The 26,771-nt window shown below is 60.2% G+C and carries 29 protein-coding genes and 1 pseudogene; 26 read left to right on the top strand and 4 right to left on the bottom strand.

The features are described 5' to 3' along the window. Window positions 1-934, bottom strand: a 934-nt coding sequence (locus QZY01_RS12830; RefSeq protein ID WP_294537699.1) for a reverse transcriptase domain-containing protein, incomplete at its 3' end; no start/stop codon positions are given. 928 nt (window positions 935-1,862) lie between these two features. Here QZY01_RS12830 and QZY01_RS12825 point away from each other — a divergent pair. The 3 genes from QZY01_RS12825 (at window position 1,863) to QZY01_RS12815 (ending at window position 5,813) form a co-directional block, all read left to right on the top strand. Then, window positions 1,863-3,392 (top strand): metallophosphoesterase, encoded by a 1,530-nt coding sequence (locus tag QZY01_RS12825; RefSeq protein WP_294537698.1) that lies wholly within the window; start codon window positions 1,863-1,865, stop codon window positions 3,390-3,392. A gap of 400 nt (window positions 3,393-3,792) precedes the next feature. Beyond that, window positions 3,793-4,455, top strand: coding sequence for a hypothetical protein (locus tag QZY01_RS12820; RefSeq protein ID WP_294537697.1), 663 nt, complete (start codon window positions 3,793-3,795; stop codon window positions 4,453-4,455). Further along, window positions 4,452-5,813, top strand: a complete 1,362-nt coding sequence (locus QZY01_RS12815) for a hypothetical protein (RefSeq protein ID WP_294537696.1) — start codon at window positions 4,452-4,454, stop codon at window positions 5,811-5,813. The genes QZY01_RS12820 and QZY01_RS12815 overlap by 4 nt, the downstream gene beginning before the upstream one ends. 393 nt (window positions 5,814-6,206) lie before the next feature. On the opposite strand, the gene QZY01_RS12810 is transcribed toward QZY01_RS12815, so the two are convergent. Both QZY01_RS12810 and QZY01_RS12805 read right to left on the bottom strand, forming a co-directional pair. Beyond that, window positions 6,207-8,675: a PH domain-containing protein gene (locus tag QZY01_RS12810; protein WP_294537695.1), complete on the bottom strand. Its 2,469-nt coding sequence runs from the start codon at window positions 8,673-8,675 to the stop codon at window positions 6,207-6,209. Between the two features lie 120 nt (window positions 8,676-8,795). Beyond that, window positions 8,796-9,674 (bottom strand): annotated as a pseudogene (locus QZY01_RS12805) (transposase); the annotation flags it as partial. Window positions 9,675-10,026: 352 nt separating this feature from the next. Here QZY01_RS12805 and QZY01_RS12800 point away from each other — a divergent pair. Continuing rightward, window positions 10,027-10,338 (top strand): hypothetical protein, encoded by a 312-nt coding sequence (locus QZY01_RS12800; protein WP_294537694.1) that lies wholly within the window; start codon window positions 10,027-10,029, stop codon window positions 10,336-10,338. 819 nt (window positions 10,339-11,157) lie between these two features. Next, window positions 11,158-12,546: an amidase gene (locus QZY01_RS12795; RefSeq protein WP_294537693.1), complete on the top strand. Its 1,389-nt coding sequence runs from the start codon at window positions 11,158-11,160 to the stop codon at window positions 12,544-12,546. A 347-nt stretch (window positions 12,547-12,893) separates the two neighbouring features. Here QZY01_RS12795 and QZY01_RS12790 read toward each other — a convergent pair whose 3' ends face one another. Continuing rightward, complete coding sequence (locus QZY01_RS12790) at window positions 12,894-13,118, bottom strand: hypothetical protein (protein ID WP_294537692.1); 225 nt, start codon at window positions 13,116-13,118, stop codon at window positions 12,894-12,896. On the opposite strand from QZY01_RS12790, the gene QZY01_RS12785 reads away from it, so the two are divergent. The 21 genes from QZY01_RS12785 to QZY01_RS12685 form a co-directional block, all read left to right on the top strand. After that, window positions 13,110-13,343 carry a type II toxin-antitoxin system prevent-host-death family antitoxin gene (locus QZY01_RS12785; protein WP_294537691.1) on the top strand — a complete coding sequence of 78 codons (234 nt, stop codon included), beginning with the start codon at window positions 13,110-13,112 and terminating at the stop codon, window positions 13,341-13,343. The two genes, QZY01_RS12790 and QZY01_RS12785, sit on opposite strands and share 9 nt — an antisense overlap. After that, window positions 13,340-13,723, top strand: coding sequence for a type II toxin-antitoxin system VapC family toxin (locus QZY01_RS12780; protein WP_294537690.1), 384 nt, complete (start codon window positions 13,340-13,342; stop codon window positions 13,721-13,723). Before QZY01_RS12785 ends, QZY01_RS12780 begins: the two co-directional genes overlap by 4 nt. A gap of 179 nt (window positions 13,724-13,902) precedes the next feature. Further along, a complete protein-coding gene (locus tag QZY01_RS12775; protein ID WP_294537689.1) occupies window positions 13,903-14,460 on the top strand; it encodes a hypothetical protein in 558 nt (185 codons plus the stop codon). After that, window positions 14,457-14,717: a hypothetical protein gene (locus tag QZY01_RS12770; protein WP_294537688.1), complete on the top strand. Its 261-nt coding sequence runs from the start codon at window positions 14,457-14,459 to the stop codon at window positions 14,715-14,717. The genes QZY01_RS12775 and QZY01_RS12770 overlap by 4 nt, the downstream gene beginning before the upstream one ends. 142 nt (window positions 14,718-14,859) lie before the next feature. Continuing rightward, entirely contained in the window at window positions 14,860-15,156 is a 297-nt protein-coding gene (locus QZY01_RS12765; RefSeq protein WP_294537687.1) for a hypothetical protein, read from the top strand. Then, window positions 15,156-15,590, top strand: coding sequence for a hypothetical protein (locus QZY01_RS12760; RefSeq protein ID WP_294537686.1), 435 nt, complete (start codon window positions 15,156-15,158; stop codon window positions 15,588-15,590). Before QZY01_RS12765 ends, QZY01_RS12760 begins: the two co-directional genes overlap by 1 nt. Before the next feature lie 87 nt (window positions 15,591-15,677). Further along, a complete protein-coding gene (locus QZY01_RS12755) occupies window positions 15,678-16,637 on the top strand; it encodes a zincin-like metallopeptidase domain-containing protein (protein ID WP_294537685.1) in 960 nt (319 codons plus the stop codon). Between the two features lie 51 nt (window positions 16,638-16,688). Continuing rightward, window positions 16,689-16,922: a hypothetical protein gene (locus tag QZY01_RS12750; RefSeq protein ID WP_294537684.1), complete on the top strand. Its 234-nt coding sequence runs from the start codon at window positions 16,689-16,691 to the stop codon at window positions 16,920-16,922. Window positions 16,923-16,925: 3 nt separating this feature from the next. Beyond that, complete coding sequence (locus QZY01_RS12745) at window positions 16,926-17,474, top strand: hypothetical protein (RefSeq protein ID WP_294537683.1); 549 nt, start codon at window positions 16,926-16,928, stop codon at window positions 17,472-17,474. Then, window positions 17,471-18,064 carry a hypothetical protein gene (locus QZY01_RS12740; RefSeq protein ID WP_294537682.1) on the top strand — a complete coding sequence of 198 codons (594 nt, stop codon included), beginning with the start codon at window positions 17,471-17,473 and terminating at the stop codon, window positions 18,062-18,064. Before QZY01_RS12745 ends, QZY01_RS12740 begins: the two co-directional genes overlap by 4 nt. Before the next feature lie 235 nt (window positions 18,065-18,299). Continuing rightward, window positions 18,300-18,521, top strand: a complete 222-nt coding sequence (locus QZY01_RS12735) for a hypothetical protein (protein WP_294537681.1) — start codon at window positions 18,300-18,302, stop codon at window positions 18,519-18,521. A 104-nt stretch (window positions 18,522-18,625) separates the two neighbouring features. Next, window positions 18,626-18,802, top strand: coding sequence for a hypothetical protein (locus QZY01_RS12730; protein WP_294537679.1), 177 nt, complete (start codon window positions 18,626-18,628; stop codon window positions 18,800-18,802). Between the two features lie 10 nt (window positions 18,803-18,812). Next, window positions 18,813-19,097, top strand: a complete 285-nt coding sequence (locus QZY01_RS12725; protein ID WP_294537677.1) for a hypothetical protein — start codon at window positions 18,813-18,815, stop codon at window positions 19,095-19,097. A gap of 13 nt (window positions 19,098-19,110) precedes the next feature. Then, window positions 19,111-19,353 (top strand): hypothetical protein, encoded by a 243-nt coding sequence (locus QZY01_RS12720; RefSeq protein WP_294537675.1) that lies wholly within the window; start codon window positions 19,111-19,113, stop codon window positions 19,351-19,353. A gap of 342 nt (window positions 19,354-19,695) precedes the next feature. Further along, entirely contained in the window at window positions 19,696-19,995 is a 300-nt protein-coding gene (locus QZY01_RS12715) for a hypothetical protein (RefSeq protein ID WP_294537673.1), read from the top strand. Window positions 19,996-20,154: 159 nt separating this feature from the next. Beyond that, complete coding sequence (locus QZY01_RS12710) at window positions 20,155-20,580, top strand: hypothetical protein (RefSeq protein ID WP_294537671.1); 426 nt, start codon at window positions 20,155-20,157, stop codon at window positions 20,578-20,580. Between the two features lie 34 nt (window positions 20,581-20,614). Next, window positions 20,615-20,833: a hypothetical protein gene (locus QZY01_RS12705; RefSeq protein ID WP_294537669.1), complete on the top strand. Its 219-nt coding sequence runs from the start codon at window positions 20,615-20,617 to the stop codon at window positions 20,831-20,833. Window positions 20,834-20,835: 2 nt separating this feature from the next. Continuing rightward, entirely contained in the window at window positions 20,836-21,066 is a 231-nt protein-coding gene (locus QZY01_RS12700; RefSeq protein ID WP_294537667.1) for a hypothetical protein, read from the top strand. Between the two features lie 295 nt (window positions 21,067-21,361). After that, a complete protein-coding gene (locus QZY01_RS12695) occupies window positions 21,362-22,000 on the top strand; it encodes a hypothetical protein (RefSeq protein ID WP_294537665.1) in 639 nt (212 codons plus the stop codon). Next, on the top strand, window positions 21,997-22,209 hold the full coding sequence (locus QZY01_RS12690) for a hypothetical protein (protein ID WP_294537663.1): 213 nt from the start codon (window positions 21,997-21,999) through the stop codon (window positions 22,207-22,209). Before QZY01_RS12695 ends, QZY01_RS12690 begins: the two co-directional genes overlap by 4 nt. Before the next feature lie 122 nt (window positions 22,210-22,331). Continuing rightward, a partial coding sequence (locus tag QZY01_RS12685; RefSeq protein ID WP_294537659.1) for an N-6 DNA methylase occupies window positions 22,332-26,771 on the top strand: 4,440 nt, incomplete at its 3' end.

Here is a 26,771-nt window from a genome sequence, read left to right as displayed (position 1 = left end):
TCGGCGAATACATCCGTCCGAACGTGTAGCCCAGGAAGTCGAACTCCCCTTCCGGCACTTTGCAGATTCGTGTTTTCTCTTCGTTGACCGTGAGCTTCAGCTTGCCCATGATTTCGCGCAGTCGCTGCAACGCCTCAGCGGCTTTGCCCTTTCTGCACAGGATCACGAGGTCGTCGGCATAGGTCACGAGGCGAGCGCCGAGGCTTCGCTCCAGCCCGAGCTTCTTCCATCCCAGCACGAACCGGCGCATGTAAAGATTCGCCAGCAGCGGTGAAATGGGTGAGCCCTGCGGGATGCCGCGCCGCTTGTCGCGGGCTTCGGTCGTGCGTGTTTTCCGTCCGCGTTTGTCGGTTTCTTCGACGGGGCAATCCAGCCACATCTTGATGAGATGCAGCACGCGCCGATCCACGATCCGGCGCGCCACCGACTTGAGAAGGTCGGTGTGTGGAATGCTTCCGAAGTAGTCCGCGAGGTCGGCGTCCACGACTTCCGGGTGGCCGCGAAATAGCTGCTCCTCCACCTCGACCACCGCCTGCTGGGCGTTTCGCCCGGGGCGGTAGGCGTATATTTCCGGCGGAAGATCGGCTTCGAAGATCGGCTCCAGCACCAGCATCGCTGCCGTCATGCAGACCCGATCCCGCAAGGTCGAGATGCCCAGCGGCCTGAGTTTGCCGTTGGCCTTCGGTATGAACACGCGTCTGATCGGGTCCGGTAGGTAAGTCTCCTGCCTGAGCGCAAGCGCCAGTTCGGCCAGCCATCGCTCGACCCCATACGCCTCGACATCGGCGAAGTCCTGACCGTCAACGCCCGGCGCACCCTTGTTGGAGCGGCACTGGGCATAAGCGTGCGCCAGAATATCCTCGCGGCTGATCTTGTCGTAGAGGGCGTAGAAGCGATAGCCGACTTCCGCCTTCGCTTTCGCGTGTAACGCCATCTGCAATTTCTGAACACTTTTCGGAGTTGATAGGTTGCCCAATCTCCCGGTCCCTCATCGCTTGCTGCGTCTGTCTTGAACTGAGGCCCCTTCCCTCCACCGGCATTACCCGGCTTCCTCGGTACTACGGGCCTCTCCGCCACCTCAAAGCGCCCGGCCTGTCCCTCGCGGGCGTCCGGTTGATCATCCCTGACCACGCCATGAGGCTTCCCGTGTTGCGTGCGCTTTCCTTGTGTACATGCCGCCGCCACTACCCCGGCGCAGCGTCTGGGCGTATTCTTGCTCGTCTCGCCCAGCCGTATCAGCCTTCCCCGATTGAGCTGTCGGGTCGGCCTGCGCGTCGTCCTTTTCGAGGTTTGCTCAGCGTTCACTCACGTTGCGGCCTGCACACTCGCGCCGCCACCGTATGTCGTGGCGGCTATTCGGGGGCTTCAGACATTTCGTCGCCTCCATGCCTGCCCCGATTGCTTCCGGCGGGAGCTGTCGCCGGGTGGGTCTCGCACCCACTGGAAAGCGCCGCCTTTCCACGGCGCACGCTCAAACGGGTCTTTCAAGCTTTTCTCGCAATGGCCGGAGCAATGTCGTCTGCGGACTTTCCCGGGTTCGGTCCGACGCTTAATCATAACCCTTAGCCGCCATACGTCATGATCAAGCCGGACGGCGAATATTGGCAAAACCGGACATTAGATTGCGTGCACCAGTTCACCTGCGGCATGCGGACGGCTGTCTGTAAGCGACAGGCAGGTCTCGGGCGACGAAGGTCGAACAGCTGTCTCAAGCCATGATAATCATCGTGACGCAGGAAAGTTGCGGGGTGAGAGTGGACGAAGCGTGGAAGGTCGGCCTGCGTCACCGGCCTTGCCGAGAGTTTCGGTGTAATGTGCTTCAATTCAAGATACAGTCATCGGGTTAGCGGGGTGGTGGGAGCATGGGCGCGCAATTCGATCTCAGTCATATCAATCTTGTGGGATATCTGACCGACGAAACCGGCCTCGCCGCGCCTCGTTCGGACTTGCGCACGATAGGGAACTTCCTATTCTCGCTGGCCTACGGCCAAAATCTCATCAGTTCGACCCAGGGATCGCCGGACGATTGGACTAGACGGGTCGCCAAGGCGGCGCAGGACCAGATCAAGTTTCTGAACTTCCAGTTCGGCAAACCCGCCCATAAGCAGCCGGTGGATTCGAGCCATTACCTGGATCCGCTCCGGACATATTTCACCGGTTACGACTTTTACGCGCTCGTTCTTCCCGCCAACGACTATGGCCACGACGACAATACCCTGCGCTTCTTCAGGGAGGCCGGGTTCAGCTCGGGCTTGAACGGACTGGTTCTTCTTCCCCGCCAGCTACACGAACCCGGGCTCGCACAGTTCGTTGATCCTTTTCCGGCATTGCGGGTCCTCGCTGACCAACCCCTCGCACCGCCCGGCGTACTCTTCTGGACACGGCTCGGGGGCGCCTGCGCCCTGTCCCTGCAGGACGCCTTCGACTTCTTGCGCCATAACTTGCTGGATGCGCTTTCGGACGGACTAAGGGCAACGGACGAGGCCATAGCCCTCCAGGCGTCCCGGCGACGCTCCAAGCACATCCTGCATCTTAGCGACCTTCATATAGGTCTCGCGGAAGCGACCCAACGTAGGTCGTACCTCAAGCGACATGTCAGGGGCTTGCTTCCCTCAATCGACCGAGTGGTGGTGACCGGCGATTTGTTCGACACGCCTTCAGAAGACCTACGCGCGTCATTCGACGAATTTCGCCGAGACGTCGAAGACGGCACCAGCAAGCGATTGCTGGTGGTTCCTGGCAACCACGACGTGAGAACCAAGGGGAATGCGATCAGCGGGCTTGGAAGAAAGGCCGAATACGTCACCGACCTCGATTGGTCTCCGATTGACATTGATCACGACATGCAGACCGTTTTCTTCTCGTTCAATTCGAGCGAAACTGGAAATTTCGCGAGGGGCAGCGTGAGCTTGCGTCAGCGTCTTTCGCGGGCCGAAAAGCACGATGATGAAATTCATCGCAGAAGGCAGGTCCGCGATTACTTTAATATCGCGCTCGTCCATCACCATCCGGTCGATTACGGATCAAAGCCAACCGCGCTTTACGAGCGCATCCTTGCCCGGTTGGGCGGTGACGACCAGCTCATCGCTTTCGAGGAATCGGAGGACTTTGTGAAGTGGTGCGTCGGCCGAAAGGTCGGTTTGGTACTTCATGGGCACAAGCACATACCGCACTTGGCGACGGTTCGGCCAACGCGAGGGGGCGATGGCGAGGTGACGGTCGTCGGCTGTGGCTCTAGCGTCGGCGCCGAGGGCAAGCCGATGTGCTACGATCTCATCACGATCGAGCCCGTCACGAAACGTTGGAGTGTAAGTTTCTACCAAGACGAACGTGGCGACGGGAGCGGTTTTTCGCTTCAGAACGTTGCGCTTGACCTTCGCGTTTCGCAATAAGGCTCCTCGCGCCTTTCGCGTGAAGCCAAAACTAACGTCTGACTTGAATTGGCGCACCCTTGACGTTCGGCCATCGACGGGTTTGCCGCCGGGACCGGCCCTTCGCTCTATTCCCGCTTTCCGCCGTGAGGAGCCGGTGCCCATCGGCAGGAATCGGCTCGAAGGGCGACATTCCCGACAACGCCCGCGACCGTCTCAAGAGCCTATGAAGGTGGTTGGCGTCGGACGGTTCGCAATCGAGGCCGGATAAGTATAATATCTTTGGGCGGCAATGCCGGAATTGCGCCAACAGTTTTTTCCTTGCCGGAGATTGGCAGCGCCAGAGGATTTTTTCATGCCGTTCAAACGTTTGAAGTCGTCCGTCGAGGACCTCTACAACAAGGCGAAGAATTCCGAGTCGTTGAACGCGGCGCAAAAGCTGGCGTCCGACGCAGGCGCCGCGATCGGCGACAAGGCGACGTCGATTTCGCAGGTCGTTTCAAATCGCCTCAAGAAGGAAAAAGTCGATTCTGACCCCGCCGCCGTGCGGGAAGAGGACGCCTCCGAGAACTATGAGACGATGGCGGCCCTCAAGCCGATCCAGAAGCTTGTGTCGGAGGCCGGAACTGCCATGAACGACAAAGCGCGCACGCTCCTCGACGGCGACATTCCTGAACTGCTTGGCGCCGCTGGTGGGGTCGGGGTCGGCGCTGCCGCCGGTGCCGGAATTTTGACCGCCAGCGCAGCGAGCGGTGCGGCTGGCGCCGCCGCTTTGACATCTGGCCTCGCGGGCGCCGGATCTCTCGTTGGTGGTGGAATGCTGCTCGGAATTGGGGTCGTCGCGGCCCCGGCCGTCGTTCTCGGCGCCGCCGGCGTATGGGCCGTGGGGCGCCACAATAGGAACAAGCTGTTCGAGACCAAGGAAGCCCTTCTTCAAGAGGCGCTCCGAAAGAGGGACGCGCTGCTAGCCGAACTCCATGCGACGAATTCGGCGAACCATGAACGCGTCGCCTACCTGAACAGTCTGGTCGCCCAGTTGCAAGCGGCCGTTGAGAACCTCCAGTCTGACTTGGCCGTCGAATGAGCGCCGAGTCGGACAAGGACGGCCTCCGCGTCCTCGCCGTCCAGGGCGAGTCGCTGGACGGCAATCTTGCGAAGGCCGAGGCGACCGCTGCAACGGCGGATGCGGCCATCCAGGACGCCGAGAGGCTGTTGGCTAGGCTGGGTCGGCCCCTGCCAAATCGGACCGGCGCCGGCGGCACTTCGCTACCGATGAGGGCGCCGCGTCTGCGCACGTGGGAAGAGATCGCCGCCGAAGCCCGAATGGCGCGGCCCGATGAGATTTCCTTCGCGGACATCCTGAGTCGAGCCGATGTCGCGGCGGCCACGGGCAACCTTTCCAGCTGGAAGGAAGAGTTCGCCGGCCTGAATCGGCTCACTCAATTCGACTACGCCGTCGCCGGGGCGGCCGGGCTGTTCGCCGGGCTCGCGGACATCCTCCTTGTTCAGGTCCCAAGGCACCCCGGCTTCCTTGGCAGTTCTGCGGCGGAAGGAGGCTGGCTTTCCAACGTCATCAAGGACAGGTTCGGAGACCTCTTGCCGGAGGACACGATCCGCGCATTGGAACGCGACTACAAGGTGCCGTACGATCCGTCCACGAGTCTGCGACTGGACATCAAGGTCGAGGGGCTAGGACCGCGAACCCATCGCATGTCCTCGTTGGGACACGACCCTGTCCTCGGCTGGTTTTTCGGCGTTCGCGACATCCTTGCCGGGGGCTTCACTGCGATAGGTTCCGACGGGTCCTTGGTGATCCAGTCCGTTGAAGGCTGGGAGCCGGGCGAGTTCGGTGTCGGCCTATTCGTCAAGATTCTGGAGGCGTTCCGGACGGTCGCCTGCCACATGCTATCGGACGTCGCCACTGCGGCTGGACTGCCGCCCCCGCTGTTCGGTCTGCTCCAGTTCCTCCAGCTGGGTGGCATCGGGGACCACTCGATCTCAGACATCGCGCGCGGCATGTACCGCTCCGGGTACGACTTCAGGCATTTTCTGGCCGGCGGCGTCACGGTGACGATCATCGAGGTGTTCGTGCGGACGGCATGGACGGTGCGCGAGCTGTCCGAGGGCAAGTCCCTCATGGATGCGCTGCCCGTGGCGGGCAAAAGGCTGCAAAGCGGACTGTTCCTGGCCCATACGGTGGCGACGGCGACCAACGCCGGAAAGTTCGCCGTCACGCAGAACCCGCTGTCGCTGAACTGGGCGCAATGGCTGATGTTTTTCCGCTATCTCCTCCCGCAGGCGCATTGGGTTCTCGTCGGGCGGCCCAAGGCCCGGGCGGAGTTCGTTCGGGAAAAGCTGGAAGTGTCTTGGGGCCGCCTTGACGCGGACCTGTCGACGATATGGGCCGACGCGTTCGGCGCCGAGTACCGCGCGGTCATCTAACCGGGGGCGGCGTTTGAGATTTTGTAACGTGTGAAGTTTTACCAACGCTAATCATGATCATCCCTTTCCGCCGGAAACAGTCGATGCCCATCGGCACGAATCGAGACGAACGGCGCCGGTCAAGTCAGCCGACGGCTTCCGGCTCATTGCGGACCCACAACATTAAAGCGCCACCGGCGGGAGTCGCATCTTCAGCGGACGTTCCGATCGTATAAACGAACGCACGCTCATGACAAATTCCGTATTCTGGTCGTATATGAAAATATAAGTACATATAAAATATAAAATTAATGCATAAATCCGAAACATATGGCAAATATTTTAGGTAATTATCGCTCGGTGCCTCACTTAAACCCCGCTTTGATTGATACGCGCGACTTATGTTAGTCGTCTTCACCGCGCTAATTCTAAGATAGAGATCGAATCGCGCCGATTGCTTTCTATCATCTTGGTATTAGAGACTACGTGATGATGAACTCCATCGGCATCCGTAACCACAATTTTGATTAGACGACCGACGTCACCTTCGCCTGTAAAAAGTCCGTTGGGGGTGAAGCCTACCCATCCCTCGATATCCGAGGACGGCGTGTCCTGAACGCAAGCATCCTGAGCGCGAAATGTCGCCAGCAGACTGCCGGACCTAGTGTTCCAGATCTTGATTGTTCCGTCCAGGCCACCCGAAGCGATCACGTTCGCAGAGAACGCGGCCGCCCAGATTTTCTCTTGACCAGTTGGAATGTCGCGTAACAGGCGCTCACTGGCAACGTCCCAGATTTTGATCGTGCTGTCGTCACTGGCAGAATAGGCCTGTTGTCCATCGAGCGAGAACGCGACGGACGACACCCTGTCGGTATGGCCGGCAAGATCATGAAGCAGGCGCTCGCTGTCGACATCCCAAATCTTGACTGTCGCGTCCTCGCTCCCTGAAATCAGAAATTTTCCGTCGACGGAATATTTCACGGCTTTGACGTAAGAAGTGTGACCGGAGAAGTTGTGAACAGCCTGACCGGTAGCTGTATTCCAGATTTTCAGGTCATGCTCATAGGCTCCGGCGGCCAGCCAACGCCCATCTGGCGAAAAATCAAGTGATAATACTTGTTTGAATGTGTTACCGTTGGCGAAACTTAGAAGCAACTGCCCGCGTGATGCATCCCATATCCGAATGGTTCCTTGTCCGCGTCCATCGCCTCCGGCCGCAAAGCGGTCGCCCGTTGATGAAAAGGCGGCACCGTATGGCGCCCCTGGCATTTCAACGTAATAGAGCATTTCGCCATCGGCCGTATTCCAGACTTTCACTTGATCGGGAGCGCTGGTGGCAATTGCCATCCGGCCGTCGGGCGAAAATGCGACCGATGCTGGCAAGGTCACGCGTCCGTTGAATTTCCTGACCATGCGACCGCTCTGGAGATCCCAAAGGCGGATGCTGGAGTCGTCGCTGCCGGCGAGCAGATAGTGTCCGTCCTTCGTCAACGCAACTGACTCGATCGCTTTGTATTTGCACCAACTTTGCGCAATAAGTGCGGTGCCAACTGGCACTTGATATTCGGGTTGCGCCGGAGGTTGAGGGGGCGAAATCGGTTTTACATCGCTTGCTGCGGCAAGCCGCTCGGGTGGGGGTGGCGGGTTCATCGACACACGCGGAACCACAAAAATCAGCCCTACGACCGCGAGGCCGATAAAGAGAACGATTAGCGGCCAAGGATTGCGGTTTCCGCCGGTGCGAAGGGGCACAAATTCGAAGGGCGGCTGCGCGGGCCTAGGAGTGGATGGCGAGATGTCCGATACAGCGCCTTGCAGCGCCTCAGTCGTCTCGGTCGCGCTTTCCAGCGCCGTATTGTCGGGAGTCGCCATTTCTTCAGCCTGGGATTTCCGCTTGTCAGCTTCGGCGCAGAATTTCGCTACGATTCTCGGCAGATAGTCCTTTTCGTTAATGGCGACATAGTCCGCCGCGAGTTGACGAATCCAAAAGTCGCCCTTCTCGCGGACCGCCGCGTCAGCAGCGGCAAGCTCGTCGTCGAAGGCGATAAGCGCTTGCCATTTGCTCAATGCGTCCGAGTTCGACGCTATGATTTCGGCTAGCGCGCCGGGAACGATTTCCGCGACGATCGCCTCAACGTCGGGATGTTCGGGCGCCGTAAATTTCGATGCCAGCACTTCGACCCATTTGTCTCCCAGCAGGCTGATTTTCTTGTCTATGCTGGCGAGCGCCTCGTCGTATTTGATCAAGGCGCGCCATTTTGTCCGCGCCGGACTGTCTTGGCGCTCAACAACTGCCGCCGCTTGAGGCTGCTCTCTATGCGACTCGATCCCGCGCTCCGATCGCATGACCTCACCCGCCATAGCTCGCGCTGTAACGGTCGAAGTTGCGGCGCGAGGGGGAACTGGCGAATTCCGTCCTGCACCCTCCGCTATCGGTCGAGGGACCGATTGCGGACGGGAGGGCAGAGGGCCGCCGTCGAGTGCGCGTTCAAAGGCGCGGCGAAAGGCGAGCGGGTCGGAAATGCCGGGAACTGGCGTCGCGGTTAGGCCGGAGCCATTCACCCGAATGGAGCCATAATCGAGAAGTCGACCGAGGAGCCCTTGCTGAACCTCGATGGAATCCACTTTGTCCAGACGCTGCTCTATGGATGATCGTGAGATGACGCCCCATTTGGCAAGGACTTTCTTGTTGGTGATCGCGAGTTCCGTCGTCGATTTGCGAATGATCGCGAACAACAGCGACAGGGCTCCAAGAATGAGCATGGGCCAAAACAGAATGCCGATCGCAAGAAGCAGGACGCCGGGCGCGAAAACAATCCAATGAAGTGAGGCTTTTGCGACGATCTGCTCATCTGGGCCTAGGGATTCACTGAGATAGGACATATCGAAAATTCCACGTGCGAAAAATCACGAGATGCAGAACGTGTCACCAAGCCAAAGCTACTTCAGGAAGCGGCAGGCGACAATGCGATAGCGCAACGCGCAGCTCCGCTGTCGAATTATGACCGGGATATGCGGCGTGATCTGCTTGTGTTTGACTAGCCAGGCGAGTTTTTGCGCCGCGCCATAGGCCGTGTTGGCGGCCAGATACCTAGGTTTCAGGCCGTATCGATCCTCGGTTCGATCCAGCATCGTCTGGGCGGCGCCGATTTCGGCTTGGCAAACGGAGTGCGTGGCTTCGACATCGACAATCACGCCATGGTCCGTGTCGATCAGATAATTGGTCGAGTAGGCGAAGAAGGCGGGTCCCTTGCGCTTCGCCGTCCATTGCGCAGCCGGGTCGGCCAGGGCGTCGAATTTGGGCGCGACCGGCGTCGCCACGCCAAACGCGGCGTCGTCCAACGTCGCTAGATATTCGCGCGTGGTGCGGCTGGTTTCCTCCGTGATCTCTTCGGGCTTCCAGTCGTTGCCGGGGACTGAGTGGTGCTTGTTGACGTCGGCGGGAATGAGGCTGGCGTCGACCGAGAACCCCTAGGCGCTGACAAGCCCTTTGGCCATGCAGCGGGCGACGACGGTTTCGAACAAATGCCGAAGGATGTTTTGCTCTCGCGAAAGCGCCCGTGCCGGTTCTTCGAAAAGGTCGAATGATCAAGAACTTCGCAATCGAGGCCGAGACGGCAAAACCAGCGATAGGCGAGGTTCAGATGGACTTCCTCGCACAGGCGGCGCTCCGAACGAATGCCCCACCAGCAGCATGCGGATCATCAGTTCCAGGTCGATCGAGGGGCGGCCGGAGTTGCTGTAAAACGGCTTCAGCGTGTTGCGAAGGTCATCGAGGTCGAGATGACGGTCGATGCCCCGGAGCTGATGGTCGGCGGGCACGTGATCATCGAGGCAGAAATCAAAGAACAACCGAGCCGCCGCCGCTTGAACGCCCATCATCGCCGAATCTCCCACCAAATCAGTAGAAAAAGAGAATCGCGGCATCGGCGCCCGATCAAGGGCTGAGTTCTTCAACACAATCGCCTCGAAGGCGACCTTCGCTGCAACGCCCGCGACCGACTCAATTTGACCCCAAGCGGACGGTTCCGAACCTCGCGCTCTATACCGGGAAATGGCATAAAGTTGACTTTTGCGATTTTTAGAGGGTAGTATCGATGGGCATTTTCTATCCCGGAACCTATAATTTCACATAGCGGTTTGCAGGATAGGAATCGTGTTTTTCCAGCGAGGATATTAGTTGTTACCGTGTATTATTGAATAGGCTATACAAAAAATGGCGTAGGAGGCAGCAATGATAAGAACTGGAAAAATTTTTATCGCGGGACTTTTTATCGCGGGATCGTTGTCATTGATTGGGTGTTTTAGCTCCACAGGAGACGAGTATCTCGGAAGGTGGCAGGAAATTAGCAATGGAAATTCCCTTATGGAAATAAAAAGAAATGGTGATGGCTTTATTATTTCTGATCGAGGTCAAGCTGTCCCTGCTTTTCTAAAAGGCGGCACCCTTTTTATTCAAGGCCCGATGGGCTCAGCACCTATTGTGCATGTGAAAGAATCAGACACCTTGGTCGGTGGTGGTTATACATATAAACATCTCCATTAAGAATTCATAACATTATAAATTTCAGAACTGGGGGCCAATAGCTATCCAGAATCAGCGCGTCCACAAACGCGCCAAATTATAACAATTGCTGATCTCTAGGTTGAGTGCAGCGACAACCTTAAAGTCCTTACTGTCCGTTCATGTATGGTCTGTTCCCCGCCAAACCTTCCCGTTCGCGCCATATCCGCCAAGACCTGGCCAAGACCTGTCCGTCGGCGTCGGCCTTTGTAAATAGTTATCTTGGAGCACGTGCAAAAAAACCCAAGATTTTTGCACCGATAGCCAAGGCCACTCCATCAATGGGTTGGGCGGTTCGAAAATCCGGTGCAAACATAAAGTCCCCAACTTAGCGCCGAGCTGACATTGCCGAGAGGCCGAGAGAGGTCGGCTTTCCGCCGGAAGCCGCCATTGATTGAGACTGGCCATGCCCAAGCCGTTCGGCCGACAGCTAAACGAGCGTGGCTGCTTGCCCCTTTGCAATTTATGACCAGACCCTCGATGTTGAAGGCGAGCGCTTGGAGGCGGGGGCCAAGGGGGCGTCGGGAATAGCAACTGGGCGTGGCCCGGGAGAAGCCGCCTCAAGTCTCCTCCACAGGGTTCGCTCCGGGGGCTGGGGCGCACCTTCCAGCGCGTACTTGGAGCCCTCGCGAAGCAGGCGCCGCAGTCGGCGATCTGACCTCGCGTGCGGTGCGAGTGGTGTTTGACAGGACGTTGCCGAAGACGGCGATCCCGCCTCCGAACGAAGGGCGCCGGAAATCGATGCATCGGTTGTTCTGACGTCGACCGACGTGGTCATTGGCGCCGAACGAGGAGGAAGTGATGAATGAACTTTGGACCTATTCGGCGGTCGAATTGGCCGCGGGCATTGCCCAGAAGGATTTTTCCTGCGCCGAGGTGGTCGAGGCGCACCTTCGCCGGATCGAGGCGGTGAACCCGCGCGTCAACGCGGTCGTGAGGATTCTCGCTGATGAAGCGCGGCGCGACGCCGTCGAAGCGGACCGCAAAGTCGCCGCCGGAGCGCCGCTCGGGCCGCTGCACGGCGTTCCATTCACGATCAAGGACAACATCGACGTCGCGGGGCATCCGACGACTCACGGCCTGCCTGTCTACGCCGACGCCGTCGCGCCTTCGGACGCTCCCGTCGTCGAACGCATGCGCGCCGCGGGAGCGATCGCCATCGGCCGAACCAATCTCCCCGATTTGGGGGTGTTCCTTTCGACGGAGAGCACACTTTATGGTCTGACGAAGAATCCTTGGAATCCCGAACGCACGGTCGGCGGCTCGAGCGGCGGCGAGGGCGCGGCGCTCGCGACCGGCATGTCGCCGATGGGACTCGGCAACGACTCCAGCGGCTCGTTGCGCAACCCCGCCAACGCCACCGGCGTTGCTACGATCAAGCCGACGCAATGGCGCGTTCCCGATGCGAGTTTTCAACATCAGGGCCAGATGCTCTTCTACCAGTTGTTTGTTTCGCAGGGGCCGATGGCCCGGCGGATCAGGGACGTTCGCGTTGCACTCGGGGTCCTGGAGGGGGCCCATCCACGCGACCCCTGGTCGCTGGATCCGCCTGTCGCGCCACCGCTCGGGACCGCGCCGCTGCGTGTCGCAATGGTCTCTGAGCCTCCGGGCGGCCCGACCGCCCCGGTCATCGCCGAGGTCGTACGGAACGCAGGCGGCGCGCTGCGCGACGCCGGATACGAGGTCGTCGAAATCCTTCCCCCACGCTATGAGGAGACGTTGCACTTAAAGCCGCAAATTGAATCAGATGAAATGCGGTATAAGATGAAAGAATTTGCCGCAAAGGGCAAATACCTCAAAAGTCTATACGCGCCGGTCACGGATTCCTCAGCCGAGGTGGTGTTGAATCGCTACATTGTTCGACACGAGTTGGCGCGGCTGTGGTCGCAGTTCATGGCGGAGTACCCGTTGGTGCTTTCGCCGGTTTGGGCGCAACTCCCGTTCGAGGTCGGGTTCGATCTCGGGACGCCAGAAAGTGCGTACGCCGCGTACGTGATCGCGCGGCCCGTGTTGCCGGCGAACCTGTTCGGCCTGCCTTCGGCCTGCGTCTCCGCTGGCCGGGATCTGGCGACGGGACTGCCGATCGGCGTCCTGCTCACGGGCCGCCGGATGCGCGACGGAGAATGCCTCGATGCCGCCGAGGCAATCGAGGCGCGCCTCGGGCTGAAGACGCCGATCGACCCGGGGTAAGTAGCAACCCAAGGGGCTTGGGGTGGGTTGAACCGCGCCCCGTGGACTTGATCGCCGCCTTCGATGCGACATGCGAGCGCGGAGCCCCTTTCTGTCCAATGATGTAATACCATGCTCATGATGTAGTGGAGACAGTTCGCGCAGAGGAGCGACCCGGAACGATCGCAAAGGGGGCGGATAGAACCCATTCGCTGCGCCCTTGCTGACCGCCCGCTTCTTGCGCCGAGCCGACCTTGGCGAGGGCATCCTTGCAGGTCGCCTTTCCGCCGGTTCCTGCCATACGAGCACCATTGGGGTTACAAAGGTAACAGGTATCTCAAGGAGCGACACCACCTCGGCGGCGACTTTCATAAACGCGTCGTCGCTTCTGCCACGACCCAACCTCCTGCGGAAAAACCAGATTGAAAAGTGCGGAAAAACCGCACCAACCCGAAGACGAAAAAAGCCGCTGTTTTCAACAGCGGCTGCGGTAAAACCAGATTGGACGTCACACGGAAAAAACTTGACGCGCCATGGATAGCTAACTTAGCTAATGCTATGGTCGTATAAACAGGAAACACCCGATGCAACAATTCACCATTCATGCAGCCAAGACCAATCTCTCCAAGCTCATCGAAGCGGCGATGAGCGGAGAGGAAGTCATTATCGCCAAAGGCAGCAAACCAATGGTGCGGCTCGTCCCGATCGCCCAAGGCGCATTCAAAGTTGGGCTCCTCAAGGGCAAACTCGGCGCCGGTCCCGACTTCTTCGAGCCGATGGACGCGGGCGATCTCGACCTTTGGGAAGGCGCCAAATGACGGCGGTTCTTCTCGACACTCATGCGTGGGCCTGGAGCCTTGCCGGAGACGATCGCCTGTCAAAACCTGCGTTCACCGCCATCACCACAGCCGACACCGTATTGGTCAGTCCAATCACATTCTTTGAAATCGCTCAGAAAGTCCGGCTCGGCAAATGGCCCGAAATGGAACCGCACATCGGCCAACTGACCGCATTGTTGGGAGAACAGGGCGGCTCGGTCGCCAACCTCGATCCGGCGATCTGCCTCGCCGCCGGAATGATGACCTGGACCCAACGCGATCCGTTCGACCGACTGCTGGCGGCCACGGCGGCATACTATAATTTGCCCCTGGTATCGGCCGACACCGTCTTCGACGGCATCGTCACGCGACTATGGTAATCTGTTCGCCAATCCAAGAATAGAAAAATAAAAAAAGGAAAAAATCACCTTCTCGCCGACACGCATCGACCGCCGCAAGGGTTCGTCGCAAGCTCCCGCGCGTTCCGCGCGCCCTTGCCCCGACCGACGACGGTCCGCGGATCAGGAGTCATCTCGCAGAGATGAAAGGAACTCCTGAAATGTCGAATATCGAAACTCGCGAAACCGATACGCCCGCCGCAATATCGAGCCACCTGGCCAGCAATGGCAAGCTCGACGACCCCGGATTCGGGTGGTCCGCGGCAGTTTTCGAAGCCGGCAATTATGGCCGGGAAGCCTGGCGCCAGCCGCAAGCCGCCGATGACGAGGAAACGCTTTTCCATGAACCGGGCCGCGTTCTCCCCTCGATCCATGACGGCGTCAGCGCCACTGACTGCCGGAGCCACTGTTTCAAGATCGTCAAGCCCAGGCATGGCGACTACACGCTCGTCGTCAGCCACGGCGGCGGCGGCGAGCGCGTCAACCTCGGCTATTCGCGGCGCATCGTGAACGCATTCAGGCAGATGGATTCCGATTCCCGTTTCCGCCTGATGTGGACGTTCCTCGACGTCTATCACGCAGCAAAAACGGAAGCTGCCGACGCCACCGCGAAAACTTATCGCGAGGCCTTCGTCGAAGACCGTTTGAAGAAGCGCCGCCTGCCTGCGCGTAACGCGACGAAGGTCTGGATCGAGCCTCGCACTGGAGGAGCGGCGTGATGCGATTCGATTGGTATACGGCCGCGATCAGCTCCTCCGGACAAAAAATCGCGATCTTCAATTCTGACGATCCCGAAAATTCGACCCTGACCCTCGACACCGAGCAATCGGAACTTTGCCTGTGCGCGCTCGACCAATTGGCGAACGACGACACTGTCGCCGGAAACGCCTGGTCGCAGGCGCGCCAAGCGCTTCTTCGCGCTTTCTGGCACACCGTTAAGCCCGCATGCCCGGAAATCAGGCGCCAAACCATGTGAGCAGGCGGCGGAGATTCTCTTTCATCGAGCTTCCGCAAGCCGAATTTTTGCAAAAATCTACAAAACCCGGCTTCGAGCCGGGTTTTCGCGTTTTGGACCCCTCACTCGACCCCACAACCCAGTTCAACAAGGAGAACAATTCATGTCCGCCCAGCTCACTCTCGACGAAATGGTTCAATGCCTGACAGACATCGACGATCCCCGCGCTCAGGAATTTCGCACGATCCTGGAATCGGTCGGCACTCTCATGGCCCAAACACTCGCTGAAAAACTCGGCGTCGTCGCGCTTCCGGCGATCTCCGAAGGCCCCGACCTGGCGGGAACCTGCGCGGGTTTCCGTGCGGCCTTCGAGGGCCAAGACTGCCCGGCGGTCCTCGCAGCTTTCGATCCGGACGGCTGGCCGAGCATCCCTTCTTCTGGCGAGGAAAGGACCGCCTGATGCGCGCCGCCCCAAAAGTCTATGATCCAGAAGCCTTCAGCCATCGCGTCAATTACGGCGCGCAGTGCTTCATGCGCGGCACGCATTCGCGCGCGTTCGACACCTGTTTCGAGATGAACGACGGCGACGCCGTCGTCACGGCGCTCGTTCGGCGCGCCCAGAACAATCCGAGACTGCACGCCGCAATCGCTTCGCAATGGAGCGGCGTGTTCCCCGCGGAATGGCTGGAGACAGCCGCCCAACATGCCGCCACTCCGACGCCCGCCCTTCCGGCCCTGGCGCGCGAAATGCGCGCCGAAGGCGCACGGCAATTCGAAGAATTCCTCGCTCAACAACGCGAGCGCCAGACCGCCGAATCCGAAACAGAAAACAGAAAAGAAGGAGAAAGCAAAAAGACCGCTCTCGCATCTCCGTCGCCCGCCGCAAGGGTCTAGCCGGGCGCTTCGCGCCCTTGCGGCGGCCTCCGGGATGCGAGGTTGCTTTGGCTGTTCTGGGAACAGAATGGAGAAAGGAACAGCGAAATGAAAAAGTTTAAAAATACGGGCTTCCGCAAGGACCATTACCAGGAATTGACCGACCGGATCGTCGCAATGCTGGAAACCGGCACAATGCCGTGGCGCAAACCCTGGGACGCCAACAAATGCGTCGCCGCCAATGCTCCGATGAACCCGGTCACGGGACGCGCCTATCGCGGCATCAACGCAGTCACCCTGGCGATGTCGCCGTTCTCCTTCACGACGTCCGATCCGCGTTGGTGCACGCTTCGCCAGGCCAATGAGCGCGGTTGGCTGATCCGCAAGGGAGAAAAAAGCACGGTAATCTTCTTCTATAAACCGCTCGAATTGCGAAATTCGGCAAATGGCGAGGAAACCGGAAAAACCATCCCGCTGCTTCGCACCTATCTGGTCTTCCACGCCTCGCAGATCGAAGGCATTCCCGAATACATCCCGACCGGAACCCCGAAGCCGCTGTTCGAGCGCATCGCCGACGCCGAATTGATCATTAAAGCCAGCGGAATTCGCGTCGAGACAGGCGGCCATCGCGCCTTCTATCGCCCCTCGACCGATCAGATCCAAATGCCGCCCGATGGCGCCTTCCACGCGCCTGAAGCTTGGGCCGCGACCATCCTGCACGAATTTGGCCATGCGACCGGCGCCCCGCACCGGCTCAATCGCGACCTCACCGGCCGCTTCGGCTCCTCGGCCTACGCCCGCGAAGAACTGCGCGCCGAACTTGCGAGCATGTTTGTCGGAGACGCGCTCGGCCTGCCGACCGACGTCCCGAACCACGCGAGCTATGTGAAATCGTGGATCGAGGTTTTGAAAAGCGACAAACGCGAGCTTTTCCGCGCGGCGGCCGACGCCCAGCGCATCGCCGACTTCACCCTGCAATTTCATCCGGAGACCAGTTTGGGCGTCGACGACACCGCCGCAACCGTCGCCGATGAGTCCACGACGGACGACGCTCCCCTCGCCGCCTGATCAATTGCGGGCGCCGATAAACCGGCGCCCGCGCGCAACCGGAGAATGAAAATGACCAAGCTTTATCAAGCCGACGTGCGGCTTTGCGCCACGGTTTACATCAAGGCGCGCAACAAGACCGAAGCGCGAAAGATGGCCCGCGAATTCGCCAATGATGTCTTCGAGTTTTCAGGCGATCACGTGTCCGACCGTCAACTCGACGATCCCGATCTACCCGACATTTCGCTGTCGCCCGTCATGACGGGCCACGGCCTCGCCGGCGCCGTTTCGAGCGCGGAGGATTGAGCGATGACCGAAGCCGAAAAACGCAAGTTCAATGCCCTGCGCCGGACATTGGAAGCCTGCTCCGTCGCGCTCAATTCGGGAAAATATTTCAGTTACGACCCCGGCGACAACCCGCTCCAATTGCCGACCAACAAACTCGGAAACGTCAAATCATACGACCTCGGCGCCCGCGTCGATTATGTCCTGAGCGTAGTTCCGGAAGCAATCGAGAGCTCGCCGGCTGCTCCAGTATTGACGGCGCCGGAGCCGTTACGCGCATTTGTCGATCGTATCGGCAAAATGACGACGCCCGATCTCGAAAACATGAGCAACGACGAGACCTACGAAAAGGCCCGCGACCTCGCCGACCTGATCGCCGAAGCCTTTGAGCTCACGAAAGGCGCAAAGCCCGCGCCAAAACCCTGGTTTGGCTGGGTCGCATCTTATGGCGACGACGGATTGCACCTCCAGTTTTTCAACGCACGGGAGCCATTCGACAAAGCCATCGCCGAGGCCGAGCGCGAGCACGAGGCCGGCGATCTCGACACCTACACCTATGGGGAAGAGCCATGACCAAACAACGCCCGATCTGCCCCAACTGCGGCTCCGCCGACATTTCCAGGGACGCCACCGCCCGCTGGTGCGACGAAACGCAGGACTGGACGCTCTCCGGAACTTTCGACGACATGACATGCGACGATTGCGGCCGAGAGACCAACGGCCCCGACTGGATAGATGCCGGCAGCGCGGATGCTGAGATCTATGTCTTTGAAATCAGAGCTTCCGAAAGCGAACTACCACGCGGCTGGTATGTGCGCAGCGCCGAAGGACTGAACGGACCTTTCGACGAAGAATGGAAAGCCGATCGCGAGCAGGAAACAATCGAGGCCCGCCGCAAGCGCCTGTTCAATTGCTGCGCCGACAACCTGGCGCCCGACTGGTCGCGCTTCGCTTCGCTGACCGTCGGCGGCTGCAAGGTCGATCCTGAAGACCCCGGCCATACGCTCGGACTGGTCTGCGACGCGGAAGCCCAATTCTGGACCGTCTATGCGCGCGACAAAGACGGATGCTCGGAAGCGATCACCGATTGCGGCGCCCGGGCCGAAGCCGACCAAGTCGCACAGGAGCTTTACACACTCTCTGGACTGGAGATCGCGCGATGAGCGACGACAACGAATCGGCGGCAGCAAAAATGCTGCGCGTCTGCCACCTGGCGCTCACAAGCGCTCCGCCCTTCCGCTTCCACGCCGGCGACAACCCGTGCGACTTCAAGTTGGACCGACAAGACCGCGCCTCATCCTATGACCTGGCTGCGCGGATCGAATACGTCCTCAGACGGCGAGGGCCCCGCGCGCGGACGCGCCACTCCCGAAATCCACGACCCAACAGACCGTCCATGTGGCGGTGTACGAGCACAAGCACGGCGACGACATTCGCGCTTTCACCTCTCCGGAAGGCGTCACGAAATGGCGCCGCGAGATCGCCGACGAATGGTTCGAACAAGAGGTTGGCAAGGCAAAGCCCGCCGACCCCCAGGCGATGACCGACGAATATTTCGAGCACGTCGGCGATGCTTGCGGCGAGTATTTCTCCAGCCAGGAAGTCAACGTCGAAGGTTAAGCTCAATGACCCAGAATGAAATGAACAACGACCTCGAAGACATGCGCTCATATTTGAGCGTAACGTCTTGCGCCGTCGAGAGATGTCGACATGAGAGCGTCGAAATGACGTCTCTCTGGGTGTTCGACAAGGATGGCAGACAGATCGCCTCCTTCCAGCGATATGAGACTTCGAGCCAGTACAAGTGGCGAGGCCAAAAGATCCGTGACTGCCTGCCGATCACCGATTTGCCGTTCCGCAACCTGAATGAGGCGGCGGCTTATGTCTGCCGCTGCTGTTGAGGAGGAACCCATGAGATTGATTTACAGATCCAGCGGCAAGCCGGTCGCGATCGGCGATCGCGTCCTCCTGCGCGACGGAGAGGTCGAGGTCACTGGCTTTGAAAAACCCCACAAGCCGAGCGCCGCAGGGCGCGTGATTTTGAGAAACGACCTCGGAACGTCTTCACCCTTTACGTCACCGCGATCGGTACCGAATGGATCGAGCGCGAAGACCCCGGCTGGAAACAGGGAGAAGCCCTATGAGCTATCAGGAATTCACAAGCCGGCCGGATTATCAGACAGGCCAATGGGATAACGGCAGGCCCGTCTTGGGCGCTAGCGTTACCTGGTTCAACGCCAATCCGCCGCCGGCGATCGGCGCCAAGGTGCGCGCCAACTTCAACAAGCTGGGGACCGGCGAAGTCGTCGGCTATTTCGTCGAGGACGGCTTCCTCGGCCTTCTCGTGACGCTCGACAATCCGCCCGACTGGCACATCAAGCAAAACGGGCGCGGCGTAAAGGCTCATCTTTTCGGACCTGAATTCGAGCCAGTCGAAGGAGCAGGGCCATGATCGTCTGCACCATGGTCACCCGGATCACCGGCAAACACATCTACCATGTCTCGACCTGGGACGAAGCCCGCGCTCAATTCTACGCCTGATACGACAGTCCGCGACGCGATTCCGCCGACTGGCTCGTCAACAGCGATTGAGCAGACAGCCACGCCCGCTTTGAAATAACGCCGGCGCCAAGGCGAAATCCAAAAAAAACAATCAAAACAACTGGCAGCCGCCGCCGCGCCGCGCAAGGGTCCAGCCATGCGCTTCGCGCCCTTGCGCGACGCGTCGTCGGCCGCCCGCGTCGGAAAATGAGTTGGGAAAAACTCAGATCGAAGCAGAAACGAGGAAAGGCCGATGAAATATCAGACTTGGTACATGCGCCCCGAATGGTTTCGCGAAGGCATTCGCGGCGAAAAGCCCGACCCGGCCAACCTCGATGCGACCCACATCCGCCTGAAGGACGTCCCGCCGATGCAGCCGTTCGAGATCGTCTACACGATGATGCAGGGAGAGAACTGGTCGCCCAACGGAGAGGCCCGTCCTCTCATCGAGAAAAAGGGACTGAGCCACACGTCGATGTCGGTCGGCGACGTGATCGTCGATGAGACCGGACAGGCGCACATCGTCGCCAAATCCGGCTTCGAGCCGCTCTGATCGCGTTTCGAACCCATTGTGGCGAAGGCCCTTGAACAGCCTTCCCCCGAGAAACCCAATGCACTTCGAGACGCGCCCGCCTGCCGCAACAATGAAACGCAGGCTCGGGTCGCCGCCTTAATGCACCCCGACATCCCCAGACGCTGAAGGATCGCATCGATGCAGTACATCGTCAGAACCGACACGCCTTTCGTCGGCAATATCCAGAGCTACCTTCTCGAAAACGGAACCGTCGCCTACACGGACGGCCTCACGCCCCACCAATATGAGGCGGAACGCGGGTTTCCCATTCGCGCCGTCGACGACGACGAACTCGACGCGATGATGAACGCCTACGTCAATTCTCTCATCACGGGCCCCGTCGAAGAGACCGAAGCCGATTTCGATTATGCGCTCAACGTCCTGCCGCCTTCCAGATGGCGCGTCGTCAGGGGCGTCGAAATGTTCCACATCGTTGAGCGGGTCACTCACAACCTTGTCAGCTGGCACTGCAAGGCAGGCGATCGCTTCTTCACCTTCAACGATCGCGCCGACGCCGACATGGAACGCCTCGCCGCCAAAGTCGCCGCGCTGCTCGCGTCCTGAAGCAAACATCTCCGAAACTGAGAAAGCCAAAGCTATGACCACGAAAGCCACGACGCGCGACCTGGGCTTCGCCATCCGCGATTTCCTCGATGACCGGGAGTTTTATCATTTCGAGGAAAACGCAGACGGCGATCCGATCGAAAGCGAGGAAACCCTTGAGATCGCCGACGTCGATGTCAGCGATCCTGACAATCTGAAAATCCGGCTCGCCAACGGCCAGACCTTTGTCGTCCGCATCATCGCCGGAGAATGAAAATGAGCATCCAGCGCCATCCCGAAACCGGAAAGATTATCGCCAGGAAATTCACGCTCGAACAGATCGAAGTGGCTGACGATCAGCAAGCAGGATTTTGCATCGCCTGCGGAGCGTGGCGCGATTGCTGCGAACCCGACGCCCGTAAATACACTTGCGATGAATGTGGACTGCCGCATGTTTACGGAGCACAAGAACTCGTAATCATGGGCCGTGTTGTCGGCGAATTCTGACGACCGACGCCATCGATATTTCACCGATCACAATTTGCGCCCTCAATAACGAGGCTGGCCATGCGTCCGGTTTATCGACGGAGCGCCGCTCAAGCATCCGGTCAATGGCGAATCCTGAAGGAACGATAGATCAAAAGCCGATCCACGGAAGCAACGAAAAACAGAGAAAATTTCTGGCAGCCGCCGCCACGGCGCGCAAGGGTCTAGCCGGGCGCTTCGCGCCCTTGCGCGCCGCGACGGCGGCTTCCCGTTTCGGAAGATGAGTTGGGAAAAACTCAAACCGGAGCAAAAAAAAATGGGCTGGATCTTCGACTACGAAAAACTCACGAAAGAATCTCCCGCGCAACGCATCGCCAGGGAGCTCACCTTCGAAACCGAAACCCACAAATCGACGCCTCTGGCCACCGCCACGGTCGGAAATGTCGTTTATGCGGCGGTTCGACGCGAAATCAAGAATTCGAACAAGACGTTCGTCTTCTGCGCCGTCGTCCTGTTCAAGAATTCCGAAAAGGACGGTTTCGGAACGAAATTCATGGATGAATCCGCCGGTCCCTGCGCGATCGACTGTCCCGAGCGCATCATCAAGCTGCTTTCGCCGGTCGACGAAATTCCCAATTCCAGCTACGCGGCCGACTGGCGCGCGCGCGTGGAGGCGGCCCGCAAAACGCGCAACGACCTTCGCTCGATGAGCCCGGGCGACATTGTACGCATCAGCCATCCCGTGAATTTCGCGGGCGGCCCTTCGAACGTCGATGCTTTTCGCTTCATCGAGCGCGTGCGCCGGACGCTGATCTTCGCGCCCCTCGCCCAGCCCAATTTCCGCTGCCGCCTCACGCGATACGCGCTCGACGGCGCTACGGTCGAAAAGGCTCAGGCCGCCATTGCGGTCGACGCCCCGCCCGTCGCCAGCGAACCGGCGAGGATCGGCGCATGAGCGACGACTTCACCTGGTTCACCACGAGCATCAGCGGCCACGCGCCGGCGATCCAAATTCGCCCGTGGAAGTCCAGAAATCCCGATGAAGTCAGACTTCTCGACGCACACCACACCCGCCTTTTCGACGCGGCCCTGAGCGAGATCGCCAGAGACGCCGCGCCCAACGAATACGCACAGGCGAAAAGAGCCGTTCTTCGCGCCTTCTAAAGGCTTGGCGCGCCTCCAGCGGCCTAAGCGCCGCCCTCCCGTCAACACCCCCTTCCACCTCGATCCCCGGGCCGCCCCACAGCGCGCGCCAGGCGATTCCGTTCGCTTAAAGGACGATAAAAATGAGCAAATCCCGCGACCAATTCTCACTTCCGTTCCTCGACACCACGAGCTTTTCAACCTCCTTCGGACTTTTCGGCGATTTCGGCGGCTCGGAGCCGTCCTTGCCCGATGCCGGCCACGACGACGAGGCAGAGGCGCCCTCGGAGCCGCTCATTCCGGCAATCGACTTTCGCCTCGCTGGCGACCGCAAGCTGGCCCAGGCCTGGAAAGCGCGCGCGGCCGACAATATCGCCGCCATTCGACTGATGCGCCAGATCGAAGACGAGGCCCGCAACGCAACGCATGAGGAACAGGAACGCCTGGCCCTGTTCACGTCGTTCGGCGCAAGCGATCTCGCCAACAACCTTTTCCGCCGCTCGCCCGACGACGCTTTCCCCAAAGGATGGGAAACCCTCGGCCAGGACCTCGAACAGCTTGCTTCGCCGGCCGAACTCGCCAGCCTCGCCCGCGTCACGCAATACGCCCATTTCACGCCGGAATTCGTCATCCGCGCCATCTGGCGCGCCCTGCGCCACATGGGCTTTTCCGGAGGCCGCATCCTCGAACCCGGCTGCGGAACCGGCCTGTTCTTCTCGTTGATGCCGCAAGCGCTCGCCGACAAGACCGCGTTGACCGGCATCGAAATGGATCCGATCACCGCGCGAATCGCCAAGCTCCTCTTTCCGAACGCCCGCATCCGCGCCGAGGATTTCACCAAGGCTCGCCTGCCCGACGCCTACGATCTCGTCGTCGGCAATCCACCCTTCAGCAGCCGAACCGTGCGCGGAAATGACGCCGTCGGCGCGCTCAATCTTTCCCTCCACGACTATTTCATCGCGCGCTCAATCGACCGCCTTCGGCCCGGCGGTCTCGCCGCTTTCGTCACCAGCCGCTGGACCATGGACAAGACCGACGCCACGGCCCGCGCGTTCATCGCCTCCATGGCCGACCTTCTTTGCGCCGTGCGCTTGCCGGAAGGCGCCATGCGCGCCTGCGCCGGCACGGACGTCGTGGTCGACGTGCTGGTCTTCCAGAAACGAAAGGCCGACCAGATCGCCAGGCGCGTCAACTGGATCGACCTCGACGCGATCATTCCCGCCCATGACGGCGAAGACGAGCTCCCGATCAACCGCTATTTCGTCGAGCGCCCTGGCATGGCGCTCGGCTCGCATGCGCGCACCACCAGCGCCTACGGTCCGACCTACACCTGCCTGCCCACCCACGCCGACGAACACGCTCTGTCCGATCGCCTGGTCGAAGCGCTCTATTCCGTCCCGACCGAAATTTACACGCCGCAGGCTCCCGTCGAACAAGAGCAGGACGCCTTGTTCGACGAGACGATTCAAGTCGGCACAGCGGCTGAGGGCGCGACGATCAAGGAAGGCAGCTTCCTGATCGTCAAGAAGCAATTGGCGCAGATCATCAATGGCGCTCCGACTGCGGTGAACATCCGCAGCGGCAAAGGTTCGGAAGGCATTCCCGCCAAACACGCCCGCATCATCCGCGGGCTCGTCCAGATCCGCGACGCGGTGCGCGACGTTCTCCGCGCGCAGGAAGCCGACCTTCCATGGGGCGGCGCCCAGGTCCGACTGCGCTCCGCTTACGCGCATTTCAAACGCGATTTCGGCCCCATCAACCTGACCACGATCGGGGAGACCACGACCGCCGAAGGCGAGGTTCGCGAAACCGTCCGGCGGCCGAATCTTCAGCCTTTCCTCGACGATCCCGACGTCTGGCTTGTCGCTTCCATCGAAGAATACGATGTTGAAACCGGGAATGCCCGGCCTGGCCCGATCTTTTCCGAACGTGTGCTTCATCCGCCGGCGACGCCGGAAATCGCCACCGCCGCCGACGCGCTCGCCGTCGTTTTGCACGAAACCGGCATGGTCGACATTGATCGGATCGCCGAGCTTCTCGGCGTGACCCGCGACGTGGCCATCGCCGACCTCGGCGACCGCATTTACCTCGATCCGATCGCCGCGAAAATCGGAATCGAAATCTGGCATTCCGCCGACGCCTACCTGTCCGGCGCGGTCCGCAAACGCCTCGCGACGGCGAATGAGGCCGCAGCCGATGATCCGCGCTTCCAGCGCAATGTCGAAGCGCTCACGGAAGCCCTTCCCGAAGACTTAAAACCTTCGGAAATCACCGCGCGCCTTGGCGCGCCTTGGCTGCCGGCCGACGTCATCGCGAAATTCTGCGAAGAAATCCTCGGGGTGACAACCCCGGTCTATCATACCGCTGAGATCGCGAGCTGGACCGTCAATGTCAGCGCCTTCCAGCAAAACCCGGCGTCCACCTCGGATTGGGGCACTCTTCGCCGCCATGCCGGCGAACTTGTCTCCGACGCGCTCAATTCGACGCTGCCTCAGATCTACGACGAGATCGAAGAAGACGGCGTCAAAAAGCGCGTCCTCAACGCCGCCGATACCGAAGCGGCCAAAGACAAGCTCGCCAAGATCAAGCAGGCGTTCGAGAACTGGATTTGGACCGACTCGGACAGGGCCGAGCGCCTGGCGAAGCTCTATAACGAGCGTTTCAACAATCTGGTCCCGCGCCGCTTCGACGGATCGCACCTGACGATCCCCGGCGCGTCGAGCGTCATCAAGTTCTACCAGCATCAGAAACGCGCCATCTGGCGCATCCTTTCGGCCGGATCGACCTATATCGCTCATGCCGTGGGCGCCGGCAAAACCTTCACCCTCGCCGCCGCCGTGATGGAGCAGAAAAGGCTGGGCCTCATCACCAAGCCGATGATGACCGTGCCCGGACATTGCCTCGCCCAGGCCGCGCGCGAATTCCTGCAGCTCTATCCGACCGCCCGAATCCTGGTCGCCGACGAAACCAATTTCGTGAAGGAAAAGCGGCAGCGCTTCCTTGCCCGCGCCGCGACCGCCAACTGGGACTGCATCATCATCACCCATTCGGCGTTCAAGTTCATTCCGGCGCCGGCCATATTCGAACGTGCGCTGATTTCCGAGCAGATCGCGTCCTACGTCGATCTCCTAAGCCGCATCAACACGGAAGACCGCGTTTCGATCAAGCGCATCGAGCGAATGAAGGAAGGGATGGAAGCCAAGCTCGAAGCATTAAAGAGCCGCAAGGACGACATGCTGACGATCGCCGAAATCGGTGTCGACCAGATCCTCGTCGATGAAATGCAGGAGTTCCGAAAGCTCACGTTCACCACCAACCAGAGCACCTTGAAAGGCGTCGATCCGGACGGTTCGCAACGGGCGTGGGACCTCTATGTCAAGACCCGCTTCCTCGCCACCAACCGGCGCTCGGAACGCGCACTGATCGCCGCCTCCGGCACGCCGATCACCAACACGCTCGGCGAAATGTTCACGATCCAGCGGTTCTTCCAGCCGGAAATGCTCGAAGAACGCGGCATTCAGGAATTCGACGCCTGGGCGGCCGCATTCGGCGAAACGACCACGGACCTCGAATTGCAGCCCTCGGGACTTTACAAGCCGGTCACCCGGTTCGCGCAGTTCGTCAACATTCCCGAATTGATCTCGATGTACCGGGATTTCGCCGACGTCGTCCTGAAATCCGACCTTCGCCAAAACCTGAAACTGCCCAACATCGCCGGCGGCCAGCGCCAGATCGTCGCCGCTCCCGCGACCGCGTCGTTCAAAGCCTATCAGAAGATTCTTGCCCAGCGCATCCAGGCGATCGAACAACGCCAGCGCCGCCCCCAAAAAGGCGACGACATTCTGCTGTCGGTCATCACCGACGGCCGCCACGCGGCGATCGACCTTCGTTTTACCGACGACAACGCGGCGAACGAGCCGGAAAACAAGCTCAACACGATGATCCGCAAGGTTTTCGAGATCTGGCGCGACACGTCCGACCGCCGCTATCGCCGGCCGGACGGCGCGCCCGATCCGGCGCCCGGCGCAACCCAGATGATCTTCTCCGATCTTGGCACGCCGTCCGTCGCCGAATCGCGCGGCTTTTCGGCCTATCTCTGGATCAGGGAGTCCCTGATCGCTCTCGGCGTACCCGCTTCCGAAATCGCCTTCATGCAGGATTTTAAGCGCTCCGCCGCCAAGCAACGCCTGTTCAACGACATGAACGGCGGCAGGAAGCGCATCCTGATCGGCTCCTCCGAAACCATGGGCACGGGCGTCAATGCTCAGCGCCGTCTCATCGCGCTACACCACCTCGACGTGCCCTGGCTCCCGTCGCAAGTCGAGCAACGCGAAGGCCGGATCGAGCGTCAAGGCAATCAGAACGACGAAATCCAGCTCTATGCTTACGCGACCAAGGGCAGCGTCGACGCCACCGGCTGGCAGATCCTCGAGCGCAAAGCCCGCTTCATCGAGATGGCCATGTCCGGCGACCGTTCGATCCGCCGCGTCGAAGACGTCGGCGCGCAGGCCAACCAGTTCGGTCTCGCCAAGGCCATCGCCTCGGGCGACGAACGCCTCATCCAGAAAGCCGGCCTTGAAGCC

Source organism: uncultured Rhodoblastus sp. (genome assembly GCF_903903185.1).
Lineage (GTDB): Bacteria > Pseudomonadota > Alphaproteobacteria > Rhizobiales > Beijerinckiaceae > Rhodoblastus.
The sequence above is the reverse complement of the archived record's forward strand: the minus strand, read 5'-3'. Positions and strand labels throughout refer to the sequence as shown.

Excerpts from the sequence above, each read along its gene's own strand:
- QZY01_RS12800 (WP_294537694.1), top strand. The coding sequence starts at position 10,027 with ATGATAAGAACTGGAAAAATTTTTATCGCGGGACTTTTTATCGCGGGA.
- QZY01_RS12780 (WP_294537690.1), top strand. The coding sequence starts at position 13,340 with ATGACGGCGGTTCTTCTCGACACTCATGCGTGGGCCTGGAGCCTTGCC.
- QZY01_RS12730 (WP_294537679.1), top strand. The coding sequence starts at position 18,626 with ATGACGTCTCTCTGGGTGTTCGACAAGGATGGCAGACAGATCGCCTCC.
- QZY01_RS12725 (WP_294537677.1), top strand. The coding sequence starts at position 18,813 with ATGAGATTGATTTACAGATCCAGCGGCAAGCCGGTCGCGATCGGCGAT.
- QZY01_RS12825 (WP_294537698.1), top strand. The coding sequence starts at position 1,863 with ATGGGCGCGCAATTCGATCTCAGTCATATCAATCTTGTGGGATATCTG.
- QZY01_RS12795 (WP_294537693.1), top strand. The coding sequence starts at position 11,158 with ATGAATGAACTTTGGACCTATTCGGCGGTCGAATTGGCCGCGGGCATT.
- QZY01_RS12765 (WP_294537687.1), top strand. The coding sequence starts at position 14,860 with ATGTCCGCCCAGCTCACTCTCGACGAAATGGTTCAATGCCTGACAGAC.
- QZY01_RS12815 (WP_294537696.1), top strand. The coding sequence starts at position 4,452 with ATGAGCGCCGAGTCGGACAAGGACGGCCTCCGCGTCCTCGCCGTCCAG.
- QZY01_RS12695 (WP_294537665.1), top strand. The coding sequence starts at position 21,362 with ATGGGCTGGATCTTCGACTACGAAAAACTCACGAAAGAATCTCCCGCG.
- QZY01_RS12755 (WP_294537685.1), top strand. The coding sequence starts at position 15,678 with ATGAAAAAGTTTAAAAATACGGGCTTCCGCAAGGACCATTACCAGGAA.
- QZY01_RS12760 (WP_294537686.1), top strand. The coding sequence starts at position 15,156 with ATGCGCGCCGCCCCAAAAGTCTATGATCCAGAAGCCTTCAGCCATCGC.
- QZY01_RS12700 (WP_294537667.1), top strand. The coding sequence starts at position 20,836 with ATGAGCATCCAGCGCCATCCCGAAACCGGAAAGATTATCGCCAGGAAA.
- QZY01_RS12740 (WP_294537682.1), top strand. The coding sequence starts at position 17,471 with ATGACCAAACAACGCCCGATCTGCCCCAACTGCGGCTCCGCCGACATT.
- QZY01_RS12785 (WP_294537691.1), top strand. The coding sequence starts at position 13,110 with ATGCAACAATTCACCATTCATGCAGCCAAGACCAATCTCTCCAAGCTC.
- QZY01_RS12690 (WP_294537663.1), top strand. The coding sequence starts at position 21,997 with ATGAGCGACGACTTCACCTGGTTCACCACGAGCATCAGCGGCCACGCG.
- QZY01_RS12710 (WP_294537671.1), top strand. The coding sequence starts at position 20,155 with ATGCAGTACATCGTCAGAACCGACACGCCTTTCGTCGGCAATATCCAG.
- QZY01_RS12705 (WP_294537669.1), top strand. The coding sequence starts at position 20,615 with ATGACCACGAAAGCCACGACGCGCGACCTGGGCTTCGCCATCCGCGAT.
- QZY01_RS12810 (WP_294537695.1), bottom strand. The coding sequence starts at position 8,675 with ATGTCCTATCTCAGTGAATCCCTAGGCCCAGATGAGCAGATCGTCGCA.
- QZY01_RS12750 (WP_294537684.1), top strand. The coding sequence starts at position 16,689 with ATGACCAAGCTTTATCAAGCCGACGTGCGGCTTTGCGCCACGGTTTAC.
- QZY01_RS12745 (WP_294537683.1), top strand. The coding sequence starts at position 16,926 with ATGACCGAAGCCGAAAAACGCAAGTTCAATGCCCTGCGCCGGACATTG.
- QZY01_RS12715 (WP_294537673.1), top strand. The coding sequence starts at position 19,696 with ATGAAATATCAGACTTGGTACATGCGCCCCGAATGGTTTCGCGAAGGC.
- QZY01_RS12775 (WP_294537689.1), top strand. The coding sequence starts at position 13,903 with ATGTCGAATATCGAAACTCGCGAAACCGATACGCCCGCCGCAATATCG.